The 12,840-nt window shown below is 60.1% G+C and carries 12 protein-coding genes; 5 read left to right on the top strand and 7 right to left on the bottom strand.

From position 1 onward, the window contains the following. Positions 1-26: 26 nt before the first annotated feature. Together ABTV87_RS28900 and ABTV87_RS28895 are read left to right on the top strand one after the other, a co-directional pair. Complete coding sequence (locus tag ABTV87_RS28900; protein WP_433898741.1) at positions 27-1,019, top strand: hypothetical protein; 993 nt, start codon at positions 27-29, stop codon at positions 1,017-1,019. Positions 1,020-1,092: 73 nt separating this feature from the next. After that, positions 1,093-2,136 carry a hypothetical protein gene (locus ABTV87_RS28895; protein ID WP_433898740.1) on the top strand — a complete coding sequence of 348 codons (1,044 nt, stop codon included), beginning with the start codon at positions 1,093-1,095 and terminating at the stop codon, positions 2,134-2,136. 63 nt (positions 2,137-2,199) lie between these two features. Here the strand turns inward: ABTV87_RS28895 and ABTV87_RS28890 are convergent, their stop codons facing one another. Then, positions 2,200-2,559: a DUF6124 family protein gene (locus tag ABTV87_RS28890; RefSeq protein ID WP_221534048.1), complete on the bottom strand. Its 360-nt coding sequence runs from the start codon at positions 2,557-2,559 to the stop codon at positions 2,200-2,202. A 433-nt stretch (positions 2,560-2,992) separates the two neighbouring features. Between ABTV87_RS28890 and ABTV87_RS28885 the strand changes: the two genes are divergently transcribed. Then, the gene (locus ABTV87_RS28885; protein ID WP_221534049.1) at positions 2,993-3,379 is read left to right on the top strand and encodes an SCP2 sterol-binding domain-containing protein; all 387 of its coding nucleotides are present in this window, start codon (positions 2,993-2,995) and stop codon (positions 3,377-3,379) included. Between the two features lie 146 nt (positions 3,380-3,525). Then, positions 3,526-4,905, top strand: a complete 1,380-nt coding sequence (locus ABTV87_RS28880; protein ID WP_433898739.1) for a hypothetical protein — start codon at positions 3,526-3,528, stop codon at positions 4,903-4,905. Positions 4,906-4,972: 67 nt separating this feature from the next. Here the strand turns inward: ABTV87_RS28880 and ABTV87_RS28875 are convergent, their stop codons facing one another. The 6 genes from ABTV87_RS28875 to exbB form a co-directional block, all read right to left on the bottom strand. Further along, positions 4,973-6,373: an HDOD domain-containing protein gene (locus ABTV87_RS28875; RefSeq protein ID WP_433898738.1), complete on the bottom strand. Its 1,401-nt coding sequence runs from the start codon at positions 6,371-6,373 to the stop codon at positions 4,973-4,975. A 79-nt stretch (positions 6,374-6,452) separates the two neighbouring features. After that, on the bottom strand, positions 6,453-8,528 hold the full coding sequence (gene recG / locus ABTV87_RS28870; protein ID WP_433898737.1) for an ATP-dependent DNA helicase RecG: 2,076 nt from the start codon (positions 8,526-8,528) through the stop codon (positions 6,453-6,455). Between the two features lie 9 nt (positions 8,529-8,537). Beyond that, positions 8,538-9,467 (bottom strand): hydrogen peroxide-inducible genes activator, encoded by a 930-nt coding sequence (locus ABTV87_RS28865; RefSeq protein WP_007954418.1) that lies wholly within the window; start codon positions 9,465-9,467, stop codon positions 8,538-8,540. Between the two features lie 175 nt (positions 9,468-9,642). After that, a complete protein-coding gene (locus ABTV87_RS28860) occupies positions 9,643-10,389 on the bottom strand; it encodes a TonB family protein (RefSeq protein ID WP_007954422.1) in 747 nt (248 codons plus the stop codon). Beyond that, the gene (gene exbD / locus ABTV87_RS28855) at positions 10,386-10,814 is read right to left on the bottom strand and encodes a TonB system transport protein ExbD (protein ID WP_007954431.1); all 429 of its coding nucleotides are present in this window, start codon (positions 10,812-10,814) and stop codon (positions 10,386-10,388) included. The genes ABTV87_RS28860 and exbD overlap by 4 nt, the downstream gene beginning before the upstream one ends. 6 nt (positions 10,815-10,820) lie before the next feature. Beyond that, complete coding sequence (gene exbB / locus ABTV87_RS28850) at positions 10,821-11,774, bottom strand: tonB-system energizer ExbB (RefSeq protein ID WP_433898736.1); 954 nt, start codon at positions 11,772-11,774, stop codon at positions 10,821-10,823. 188 nt (positions 11,775-11,962) lie between these two features. On the opposite strand from exbB, the gene ABTV87_RS28845 reads away from it, so the two are divergent. After that, complete coding sequence (locus ABTV87_RS28845; RefSeq protein ID WP_433898735.1) at positions 11,963-12,820, top strand: SDR family oxidoreductase; 858 nt, start codon at positions 11,963-11,965, stop codon at positions 12,818-12,820. Positions 12,821-12,840 lie beyond the last annotated feature (20 nt).

Raw genomic sequence — 12,840 nt, 5'->3', positions numbered from 1 at the left:
ATTGATCAGCAGGGAAGTGATCGGAATTGAACAAGCTTTCAAGTTGTTTTGGTGTGCTCGGGATCATCGCCGGCTTGTCGACTCAGCCGGCATCGGCAAGCGACCCACAAACCATCGGAGAACTGCATCCCCCGGTGGTTGCTTCGTTGGGTGATCAAAAGATCACGGTGTTCTTTTTGAAGAACAACCTCAAGGATCATGTCAGGGACGTGCATGTGCCTGATGCCGAGATTTTCTACGCGCCCATGAATGCGGTGAAACCTTCGCTGAATTATGTGTGGAAGATTGAAGGCGAGAAGATCGCCTCGGTGTTCTTCTTCGAGCGCAAATTCCCTGAGCGAGCGGGGAAAACCATGTTTGTTCTGACAAAACACAAAGTTCTGCACGAGCATTTCGAAGGAGATTCCTATTCGGTGCTGGAATTGCCGCTCTTCAAGGACGGCGACCACTTGGCTTTGCAGTTCTTTCGTGGTGACCCGCCAGACCCCGAGTTGCAGAACTGCCGTGACGGTATAGATCAGGAAGAGGGCGTAGAAGTCGAGTGTGCTTACAAGGATGCGGCGAGCATCAAGAAGTACTTGGCGGATCTGGATGGAAGGATGATTTCGGATTCGAAACTGGAAAAGGGCAACCGTCAGAAGCCGCTCAAAACTGATGGTGACAAGGCCAGTGCTGCTTGCCCCTCACCCAACTTTTCAACGTTCCTCTCAGACTTCTCTGAACGCGCAGACGTGCAGAAAGCCTTCGTCCAACAGCCGCTGAAAATGGTCACGACCGTAGCCGGTGATCCCGAGCCTGAGATGCAGAAAAGCAGCCTCAGCGGCGATCAGCTCAAGTTCCCGATCATCCCGGATGTAGCGAAGCGAGAGGTCCAGGGCCTGACGTTGACCGTCAAGGAAGAGCAGGGTGATCACGCCGTCGCCATCCTGCAGAAACCGGATACCGATTATGTCTTCGAGTATCGGTTTGTCCGTGGGCAATGCTGGCGGCTGGAAGAAGTGATGGATTACTCGCTTTGAAGCAGGTGGCACGTTGAAAAGACTAGGTTTGATCGCGTTATTGCTATGTTCTTTCTCTGCGGTGGCGGGACCGATGTTCCCGTCTCTCACGTCGTGCAGGGACGTTGGCAGCGACTGCGCGCTGGCGCTGAAGGACAAATTTCTGGTGGACGCACACTCCGGGCAGCGTCTATCCGAGATGGAGGAACCGGCTGGAGCGATGAGTGGCTTTTGGCTGTACCGAGATGGTGAGCGCTACATCCTTCAGGAAGAAAACTACTCCCAGGCGAAGTCGCGTCGTTGGCTGGTTTTCACCTACGACAGCGGCAAGGTGGTGCTCGACGGCGCTTATGTTTTCTCGATCGATATTGATATGAACACCGGACCCTACTGGCATGGCTATGACTGCCGAGGTGACGCCAAGCCGTTCGCCGTGCCAACGAAAGATTCGTTCAGTGAGGTCGCTTTGGAGGCGTTATGCGGGGAGGCCGAAGGCTGGGTCGTCTCGGGCGGGGATACCAAGGTGCCGGTGTCGGCCAAAGGGCTGGCCGTCAGTGTTCCCGTTTATCACGGCCGCAACCGTGATGGTTCAGCGACGTACGTGTTCACTGAAAGCGATGATCCGGATCTTTCGAAACTGGTTTGCCTGTCCAACTGTGCTGATATCGCTCAAACGCCGGAGCGCGTTTCGCAGGAGACGGCGCCATTGAAGGGCGGGCAGGATGGAACGTTGTGCTCGGATGACGAAGACATTTACTTCAGCTGCCCGCTGGAGGGCGGCAAGACGGTTTCTGTTTGTGCGCGGGGAAACAGCAAGCCCACGGCCGGTTCTGTTCAGTATCGCTATGGTGTGCCGGGGAACATCGAGATGGTTTATCCAAAGAACGCTATGCCACCCAAGGGAAAGTTCTTTGTTGTAGATGCGTCGGAAGGCAGCGTGAACCTGAACATCATCAAGTTCAAAAGCGGTGCGTATACCTACCTCGTTAACCAGGCCTTCTTGAGTTATCTGAAGGTGCTCAAGGGGGACAAAGTTGTATTCCGACAGTCTTGTAATGCCGGTGGTCATGCTTACGTACACCGGTTGGCGGATTTCGGGTTAGAGACACGACCAAAAAGCGCAGAGGACTTTCGCTAATCTCTGCTGCCGAAGATCAGGAAAGGGGACTCAACGTCCCCTTTTTTTCCGCCCGCGATTCAGCTACGGCTTGGCTTGATACTCCCGAAACTCAATGTGATCGAGCGTGCCTTCCACCATCAATCGAACGCCGTCGGCCATTCTGCTCAGGCCCAGTGCCATCGAGCGGCGGGGGCCGTCGAGGTCGTCGGCCAGGTTGGCGGCGATGGCGCTGATGGACAGGAGGTCTTCGGAGGCGTTGGCCATGAGGGCTTCGGCGTCGGCGTTGGGGCAGAGGGCGAACAGGCCGCCCAGGCGTTTGGGGCGTGGGGCTCTGGGTTTGAAGTGGTGGTCGAGGGCGCGTTCGGCGGCTTCATGGAGTTTCTTCGAGTCTGGGAATTCGTAGGGGGAAACTTCTTCGTCAGTGAGGGTTGGATCGATCATCGGTGTAAATCCTTTGGAGTTGGAAAGATTTGCCCCGGTTTTCGGACTTGCACATCCGGTCACCGATTTTGCGGCGACACACGGAGGCTATCGACGATGGCCCAGCCTGCCTAGTTCATGGACAGCACCGCAGTTTGAAGGACATTTCCCAAGGATTTGCGGGGTAGAGGAACAAGAAACCACTGCTATCGGCAGCTCCTACAGGAATGTGTTTCTTCAGGTGTAGGACGGGGGTGGTGTGACGCGGAGCGTCACGGGATGCATTCCCACGCGGAGCGTGGGAGCGATCAGGTTCAAGAATTGGGAAGCGTGACTTGGCAGTCATCATGCGAGAAAAGACCTACATCGTCTTCTATCAGTCTTGGATAGTGGCGAATCCGCCCGAATCCCTTACACTCCCCCGGCCGTTCATTTTCCTTTTGAGGCTGTGCGCATGAAATTTCGTTTTCTTCTGTGGATGCTGGGTCTGTTGATGGGTAAGGCCAGTCGGACAAATCCTGCGTTCCAGCAGCAGTTGGGTGACAAGGATCTGGTGTTTCAGCTGCAGACTCTGGACGGGAAAGTGGCGCGGCATTTCGTGGTGAAGGACCAGCGCATTACCAGCAAGTCCGGGGTGGTGGCGGAACCGGCGTTTGCGATTGCGTTCAAGGATGCGGCGTTCGGGTTTGCCACGATGCAGGCGAAGAACAAGCAGTTGGCGTTCATGCAGGGGATTCAGGACAAGTCGATCCAGCTCAAGGGCAATCCGGCGCTGGTGATGTGGTTTCAGGGGTTGATGAAGTATTTGAAGCCGAGAAAAAAGACATCTGCTGCTCGATGAGCTGAGGCAATAGGCCTCAAATCTGGTCAGCGAATCACGGAGAACGACGGCACTGTCAGATCTGACAGGTGACGGGTGGGTAGCGCGGTGTTCCTATTTCGATGATTCCTCTTTTGGAACTCATTCAGTCATAGGGAGCATACGTTATGAGCCTGATTAAGCCGTTGACCGCCGGTACGCTGGATCCGCAATTCGGCAGCGAAGGTGTCGTGCCTTTGCCCTTTCAGGATGTTGGTGGTACGGCTCGTGTTGTGCTGCCACTTCTAGAAAATCGACTGCTCATAGCATTGGGTACAGTGGCTGGATCGCCCGCCAATGTGGTTCGTCTGAATGAGGATGGATCGCGGGATGTTTCGTTTGGTGTGGGTGGCGTCGCCGAAATCATCTTCCCTCAGAACAAACAGTTCGCCCCGACGCAGTTACTTCCCACGACGAAGGGCGGATGGGTAGTCGCGGGACATATTGCAGATATTGACCGCGTATCCGAGGTCGCTGCGGTGAGATTTGGTCCGGATGGTCAACCGGATCCCGATTTTGGCGATAAGGGCATAGCGATCATCAATGTCTACGATCTCCTTGGCATCCACACGAATGTGAAATTCGTGACTCCTTCCCAATATTTGGTCGGAGACCAGAGGCCCGCTGTAGAAACAGGTGTTGGCCGTGGCCCTTGCACTACCGTCCAGTCGAATGGCTCGGTTGTCCTGCTTGGCGACTTGTTTTATGGGGAGGACGACTTTCAAGGTATTGTCATTCGACTCACTGAGAAAGGTTTGCTGGATCTGTCTTTCAACAGCACCGGGTTTGTGTTGGTTGAAATTCCGGAGGTTGAGCGTCGCTGGAATTCCGTTGGTGGTGTCGCTGTTCAGGCGGACGGGAAAGTGCTGATTGTTGGCAGTTATTCACACGCTGAAGATGGAAAGCTTAGCGCTTATGTCATTCGCTACGACACTCAAGGCCAGTTTGATCTCCAGTTTGGTGGCAACAAAAATGGGCTTTTCTCAATTACTCAACAGCAGGCGCGAGGGTTTTCCTTTGGAGCGCTTACGCTGACGCCAGGTATTAATGGCGTTGAAGGAATCCTCGCTTCGGGCTGGTATCAACCTTTTGAATCAAGTGCAGATAAAGGGCTGATCACACTGATTAATCATGATGGCAGTTTCAACTGTGTATTTAACAACGGCCAGCCGCTTTTCACCCAGCTCATGCCGAAGGGTGAGTTATGGCTTGGTGTTGGGTTACAACAAAATCTTGCAGGTCAGGCGGTCGCTATCATTGTCAGCGGGCAAAGTTTTAGTGACTCCGCAGATGAGGCTCTCTGGCTGGTTGCAGCACGCTATCTGATGGATGGCTCTCAGGACATGTCGTTTGGTATTGACGGTTTTGTTCGGTTCAACGACAGCAAGGCGTTTGTGATCTTCCAGGATGGCGCCGTCACGATCGACAACAAGGTCGTCATGAGTGGATACGCACTTATCGATTTTTCCGAGCCAATCTCAGGTTATGTAGTGCGTTATTTGGGCTGAAGGAGGCTCATCGACTTTTTCAGCAAGTGCCCGCTCGAACATTTGATCGAATGTCCGAGCGGGTTCTTTAAGCCTGGCTGAACTGCGAAGCCAGTTCACGCAACAACACTTCCGCCTCAAGCACTTTGCTGACCACATCATTGGCCTTATCGCGAGTCAGGCCAACACGCTCCAGCAGCGCATCCGGAATGTCTTCATCCGGGCCGGAGCCGATCCCGCGTCCACGCAGCAGGCGCACGGCCAGGCAGACGAGGTTCGGGTATTCGGCGTAGGCGCCGTCGTAGTTCGGGTCGTGCTGGAAGCGCAGAGCGGTGGCCAGTTCGTCCGGCATGTCCCAGTAGCGCATCAGCCAGGAGCCGATCTGTTCGCGGCTGATGCCCAGCAGGTGCTGCTCGACATAGCTGTGGCACAGGTGCGGGTTGACCTCCAGGTGACGGCAGATCAGCGAGAAGTGCGGCGGGAACACGTGGGCCAGCAGCAGGTAGCCGAAGTTGTGTAGCAGGCCTGCGAGGTAGGTCAGGCCGGCTTCCGGGCGCTGGGCGCGCGGCATGGCGCGGGTCAGGCCTTCGATGACGGCGGCGGTGTAGATCGACTGCTGCCAGTACGGCGTGGTGTGTTGCGGGTGGTCTTTCGGCAGGCTCAGGGTCTTGCCGAGGGCCAGGCCCAGCGCCAGGTTGATCACCAGATCGAAGCCCAGCACGCGGACGATCGCGTCTTCCACCGAACGAATCTTGCCCGGCGAGGCGTAGTACGGCGACGCCGCCCAGCTCACCACTTGCGCGGCCAGCGCCGGGTCGGTTTCGACCACGCCGGTGATGTCGTCGATGGTGGCGTTGGGGTCGACGCGTAGCTTGATGATTTTTTGTGCGGTTTCGGCCAGCGGCGGAATCTCGATGGTCGCTTCCAGACGTTGCTGGATGCGCCGCGCGGTGAACGCCTGCACGGCCTGGGTGATTTCCTCGCGGTCATCGTCCGGGCGGTCGAGGTTCGGGCGGATGCTGCTCAGGGCTTCGCCGAAGTTGGCGGCGCTGGCCTTGGTCAGCATGGTCTTGAAGTCTTCGCTGGCGATTTCCAGCAGCAGGCCCGGCTCGCCGGAGTTGATCAGCAACTTCGGCTCGCGCAGCAGGCCTTCTTCGTAGAGGCACGGCGAGCTGGTCAGCGCCGGCAGGCCCGGCAGCAGGCTCAGGCTGTGTTTGCCGAGCATCTTTTCCAGGCGCTCGGTGGACACGGCGGTCAGGCGACGGCCCGTCAGCTCGGCGAGGCGGTTGAGATCCAGCAACTGGCTCTGTGGAAACAGCACCATCAGCGCACCGACCGCGTCGTCCAGCAACACCGCCTGCACTTTGCGCGAGGCATTGAGGCCGTGGTGGTCGAGCACTTCTTCGTAGGCGACGCCCAGCTTGTTGAGCAGCAGCCGAATAACAGACGGAGCGTGCGGTGATTCGGGGGCGAGAGCAGCTTCGGTCATGGTCTGTATCCGTTTTTGAAACAATTGCAGGAGTATAACCAGCTTGGTTGGAACGAGCTGTCAGAAACTGCGACGGTGCTCACACTTGGCCGTATTGCTGCCCGTGTCGCAGCCAGCGGTCGAGCAACGGGCTGACGTGAGTGGGCCAGCGTTCGAGCAAGGCCTGGGCGGCATCGCGCACGGCGGGCAGCAGATCGGCGTCGCGCATCAGGTCGGCGACCTTGAATTGCAGCAGACCGGTCTGGCGGGTGCCGAGCATTTCGCCGGGGCCGCGCAGTTCAAGGTCTTTTTCGGCGATGACGAAACCGTCGTTGGTCTCGCGCATGATGCCCAGGCGCTGGCGGCCGATCTGCGACAGCGGCGGATGGTAGAGCAGCACGCAATGGCTGACCGCGCTGCCCCGGCCGACCCGACCGCGCAGCTGGTGCAACTGCGCAAGGCCCAAGCGCTCGGGGTTTTCGATGATCATCAGGCTGGCGTTGGGTACGTCCACGCCGACTTCGATCACGGTGGTGGCGACCAGCAGTTGCAGGTTGCCGGCCTTGAATTCGGCCATGACGGCGGCTTTCTCGGCGGGTTTCATGCGGCCGTGGATCAGCCCGACCTTCAGCTCGCCGAGGGCGGCGGTCAGGTCTTCGAAAGTGGTTTCGGCTGCCTGGCAGGTCAGCTCTTCGGATTCTTCGATCAGCGTGCACACCCAATAGGCCTGACGGCCCTCAGCGCAGGCGCTGCGCACCCGCTCGATGACTTCGACGCGGCGGGTATCGGTGACCAGCACGGTGTTGACCGGGGTTCGGCCGGGCGGCAGTTCGTCGAGGATCGAGGTGTCGAGGTCGGCGTAGGCGCTCATCGCCAGCGTCCGGGGAATCGGCGTGGCGGTCATGATCAGTTGATGCGGACACATGCGTCCGCCGACGCCTTTCTGCCGTAGCGCCAGACGTTGCTGAACGCCGAAGCGGTGTTGTTCGTCGATGATTACCAGCGCAAGGTTCTTGAACTGCACTTCGTCCTGGAACAGCGCGTGGGTGCCGACCACCATCGGCGTGCCGCTGGCGATCTGTTCCAGCGCGGCGCCGCGGTTCTTGCCCTTGAGCTTGCCGGCCAGCCACGCCACGTCGATGCCCAGCGGTTCGAGCCAGCGCTTGAAGGTGATGAAGTGCTGCTCGGCGAGGATCTCGGTCGGCGCCATCAGCGCGACCTGATAGCCCGCCTCCAGCGCTTGCAGCGCGGCGAGGGCGGCGACCACGGTTTTGCCCGCGCCAACGTCGCCCTGAATCAGTCGCAGCATCGGTTCGTGCTGGCTGAGGTCGTAGGCGATTTCGTTGCCGACCCGTTGCTGAGCGCCGGTCGGATTGAAGCCGAGGTTGGCCAGGTATTTCGCCGGCAGTCTGGTGGCTTTCGGCATCGCCGGCGCACGCAGGGAGCGCATGCTTTCACGCAGGCGTTGCTGGGACAGTTGATGAGTCAGCAGTTCTTCGAAAGCCAGACGATGCTGGGCCCAGTGATGGCCGAGGGCGAGTTCGTCGACGTCGGCATCGGCGGGCGGGTTGTGCAGGTAGCGGATCGCGTCGGCCAGCGGCGCCAGTTGATAGTCGCGGGCCAGTTCGGTCGGCAGCCAGTCGGGCAGGGTGGATGGCTTGAGCAGGGTTAACGTCTGCATGCACAACTGGCGCAGACGCGCCTGTGTCAGGCCTTCGGTCAGCGGGTAGACCGGGGTCAGGGTTTCATCCACTGGCGGTGGTTCGTCACCGTTGATGGCGCGGTATTCCGGGTGATAGATCTCCAGCCCCGAGGCGCCGGGCCGGGCTTCGCCGTAGCAGCGAATCCGCGTGCCGCGCTTGAGGCCTTCTTTCTGCGCGTTGCTGAAATGGTAGAAGCGCAGGCTCAAACCGCCGGTGCCGTCCTGCAAGCGCACGACGAGGCTGCGGCGCCGGCCCATGACCACGTCGGCGCCGCTGACGGTGCCTTCGACCACGGCGTCCTGCCCCGGGCGCAGCGCGCCAATCGGCACCACACGGGTGCGATCCTGATAACGCAGCGGCAGGTGGAACAGCACGTCCTGGAGGTTTTCCAGACCGACCTTGGCCAGTTTCTCGGCCATGGCTTCACCGACACCCTTGAGTGCGGTGACCGACACCTGCGACAGCTCAGTCATGACGCTGACTTAACCGGCCGTAACCGGCGCGGCAGGTTTGGCGACCGAGCACAGGCGAATGGAGTCGGCGAGGATCTCGATGGCTTTCGGCCGTGGGAAGCTGGCGCGCCAGGCGATGGCCACGGTGCGGAACGGCACCGGTGCCGACAACGGACGCACTTCGATCACGCCAGGGGCGTAGTGGTGACTGTCCACCGCCGACAGCGGCAGGATCGAGATGCCCAGACCGGACGCGACCATGTGGCGAATGGTTTCCAGCGAGCTGGATTCGACCGTGGTGTGCTTGGCGCCGTCGTTGCCCTTGGTCAGGGTCGGGCAGGCTTCCAGCACCTGATCGCGGAAGCAGTGGCCTTCACCAAGCAGCAACAGGCTCTTGTCGTTGAGCAGCGCGGCGTCGATGGATTCTTTCTGGGTCCACGGGTGCTGGGCCGGCATCAGGACGTAGAACGGCTCGTCGTAGAGTTGCAGGGTCAGCACGTCGGCTTCGTTGAACGGCAGGGCGATGATGATCGCGTCCAGCTCGCCGTTGCGCAGTTTGTCGCGCAGCACGTGGGTGAAGTTTTCTTCGATGTACAAAGGCATCTGCGGGGCGACCCGGTGCAGTTGCGGAATCAGGTGCGGGAACAGGTACGGGCCGACGGTGTAGATCGCGCCGACTTTCAGCGGGGCGGTCAGCTGGTTCTTGCCGGCCTGGGCCAGTTCGCGGATGCCCTGGGCCTGCTCCAGCACTTTCTGCGCCTGGGCGACGATGCCTTCGCCGACCGGAGTCAGGCGCACGGCGCTTTTGCTGCGCTCGAAAATCAGCACACCGAGTTCGTCTTCAAGCTTTTTCACGCCCACCGACAGGGTCGGCTGGCTGACGTGGCAACGCTCGGCCGCGTGGCCGAAATGCTGCTCTTGGGCGAGGGTAACGATGTAGCGTAATTCTGTGAGGGTCATAGCAAGCGTCCATGAAGATGCGGGCCAAGCATACCGGCTGCAATCGATAGACGCACGTTATCAGACTGAGTGATGAATGCGACACCGGGCAATGCCGGTTTGCCGTGGATGGATAAGCAAAAGGCACCTTTCGGTGCCTTTTTGGCTGGATCAGGCCGGGCTCCGCGAGTGCGGATCAGCGGCGGCGTTCCAGCGAGTACACAAACGGCGCAACGATTTCGATCGCGCCATTGGTCAGCATGTCGGCCGGTGGCTTGGGCAGCGGTTGGGCGCGGCGGATCATTTCCAGGGTGGCCCGGTCCAGATCGGCGTTGCCGGAGCGGCCCACCAGTTCGAACGACAGCACGTTGCCTTCGCCATCGACCACGAAACGCAACCGGTTCAAGCCTTCCTTGCCCCGCGCCTGAGCGCTGGCCGGGTACTTCTTGTACTTGGCCAGATGCGCGAGCAGGGTGCCTTGCCAGCTGGCCTTGGCGGCCATTTGTGCAGGCGACGGGCCCGGTGCAGGCTGGGCGGATTTCTCCGTCGGGGCCTGAGTCGGCTGGGTATCGGCCGGTTTTTCTTCGGACGGTTTCTCCTTCGGCGGATCGGGCAGTTTCTTCTCGATCGGCTTCGGCGGTTTTGGTTTCGGCTTGGGTTTCGGTTTCTGCACCGCGATCTCGGCTTTTGGCGCTTCGGCCAGTTTCGGGATCGGCAGTTCTTCAACCGGAGCCGGTGGCTGCGGTGGCGTGACGACTTTCGGCGGTGCGGGCGGTGGCGGGGCCGGAACCGGTGCCAGCTCGACCATCATTGCCTGCGGCGGCAATTCGATGGGCGGGCGGGCGGTCCAGTTCAGCGCCAGCGCGATGGCCAGCGCGTGAACACCCAGCACCACGGCCAGGCTACCGCTGTAACGCGTCAGCTTATGGCGCGTCGTGATCATTTCTTGACCGCGCTCTCGAGTCCGACCAGACCGACCTTCAGGTAACCGGCGGCGCGCAGGTTATCCATCACGCTCATCAGGTCGCCGTAATCCACGCCTTTGTCGGCCTGGAAGAAGATCGTCGTGTCTTTCTTGCCCTGGGTCTTGGCGTCGAGTGCGGCGCCGAGGGTTTCGGCTTTCACTTCGTCTTCGCCCAGGAACAGGCGCTGGTCAGCCTTCACGCTGAGGAACACCGGTTTCTCCGGCCGCGGCGCCGGTTTGGCGGTCGAGGCAGGCAGGTCAACCTTGATGTCCACGGTGGCCAGCGGCGCGGCCACCATGAAGATGATCAACAGCACCAGCATCACGTCGATGAACGGCGTGACGTTGATTTCGTGGTTCTCGGCCAGATCGTCGTCTGCGCCTTCTTTCAAATGCAGGCCCATGGCCGATTACCCCACTTTCACCATGTGCGGTTGCGAGCTGTTGCGCTCAGGCTGGTGGTCGAGGTCGCGGCTGACCAGCAGCAGCACCTGAGCCGACGCATCGGACACCTGAGCCTTGTAACCGGCGATGGAGCGGGCGAAGACGTTGTAGATGACCACGGCAGGAATCGCGGCAACCAGACCCAGTGCGGTAGCCAGCAGCGCTTCAGCGATACCCGGTGCTACGACGGCAAGGTTGGTGGTCTGGGTTTTGGCGATGCCGATGAAGCTGTTCATGATGCCCCACACGGTACCGAACAGACCGACGAACGGCGCGGTGGAACCGATGGTAGCGAGGACGCCGGTGCCGCTGCTCATGTTGCGGCCACAGGCGGCAACCAGGCGCTCGAGGCGGAAGCTGACGCGTTCCTTGATGCCTTCTTTCTCGCGGGCGTTGGTCGACAGGCGCATTTCTTCCAGCGCGTCGTGAACCAGCAGGTTGGCTAGTGTGCCTTCCTTCGCGGCGGTGGCGCTGGCTTCTTTAAGCGTGGCGGCTTTTTTCAGGGCGGCGATCTCGCCACGCAGACGGCGTTTGGCGCCCATCAGCTCGAAGCCCTTGGCGATCCAGATGGTCCAGGTGATGATCGAGGCGATGGCCAGGCCGATCATCACGGCTTTAACGATCACGTCGGCGTTCTGGTACATGCCCCATGGCGACAGGTCGTGTGCCATGCCCAGGGTGTTGTCGGCTTCGAGGACTTCCGGCGCATCGGCGGCGCTGGCCTCTACGGCCTGCACCGGGTCGGTCGCGGCAGGTGCGGCGGCGGGAGCGCTTTGCTCGGTGGCGGCTGGCGCGGCCGGGGCCTGTGTGTCAGCGAATGCGGCGACTGGCGTCAGCATCAGGCTGAGCAGCAGGGCAGCCACGGCGCTCCAGGCGCGAGGTCGGTTGGTTGGCGAAGCGGAGTTTTGAATGCGTGTCATGCTGGCCGGACCTGAGATAGAAAAACGGTAATGCTCTTCCAGGCCTCGTGAGGCCGAGAACAAAAGTGGCGTGCATTATTGCAAGTAATTCTTGTTAACAAAAGTAATAGAGTTGCTTTTTTTCCTTCATTGCTAGCCGCTCGTCCCTTGCCGAGGCTAGTCTGTCGCTTTCCGATGGGAGATTTTTGATGTCCGCGCCTTCTGTTTTGATCGCCGGTTGCGGTGATGTCGGCAGCCGTCTGGCCACGCAATTGCTGGCTGCCGGCTTCCAGGTCTATGGCCTGCGCCGTGATATTTCGCGTTTGCCGGACGGCGTTATCGGCGTGGCCGGTGACTTGTTCAATGAGGATTGCCCCGAGACCTGGCCGGTGGGCGCTATCGATTACCTGGTGTATAGCGCGGCGGCCACCGATCACGATGAGGCCGGTTATCGCGCGGCGTATGTGCAGGGTTTGCAGCATGTGCTGGGTTGGCTGAACGATTACGGTCAGGAGCCTGAGCGACTGCTGTTCGTTTCCAGCAGCAGCGTTTATGGCCAGCAGAACGGCGAATGGGTCGATGAAAAGTCCGAAACCGTCGCTGCGGGTTATTCCGGTCGGGTGATGCTGGAGGCCGAGCAGGTTGCGCTCAACAGCGGCATTCCGGCGAGTATCGTGCGCCTGACGGGTATTTATGGCCCCGGTCGTGAATGGCTGCTGACCCAGGTGCGTCGGGGTTATCGGGTGGCGGTCGATCCGCCGCTGTATGGCAATCGCATCCATGCCGACGACGCGGCGGGGTTGATGGCGTTTCTGCTGGAAACGGATCGCAAGGGCGTGGCGCTGGATGACATCTATATCGGCGTGGACGATGCGCCGGCGCCGCTGGCCGAGGTGGTAGCGTGGCTGCGTGAGTATCTGGGTGTCACCGAGTGGTCGGAAGACGAGAGCGTGCGCCGCACCGGCAGCAAGCGTTGCAGCAATGCCCGGGCGAAGGCGCTGGGATGGGTGCCGAAGTATCCGAGTTATCGCGAGGGGTATGCCGCGATTCTTGAGGGGCGCTGCTGATCTTCGGGCGTAAAAAAGGC

It is taken from the genome of Pseudomonas sp. PSE1(2024) (assembly GCF_050990555.1).
GTDB classification, from domain to species: Bacteria; Pseudomonadota; Gammaproteobacteria; order Pseudomonadales; family Pseudomonadaceae; genus Aquipseudomonas; species Aquipseudomonas aphyarum.
The sequence above is the reverse complement of the archived record's forward strand: the minus strand, read 5'-3'. Positions and strand labels throughout refer to the sequence as shown.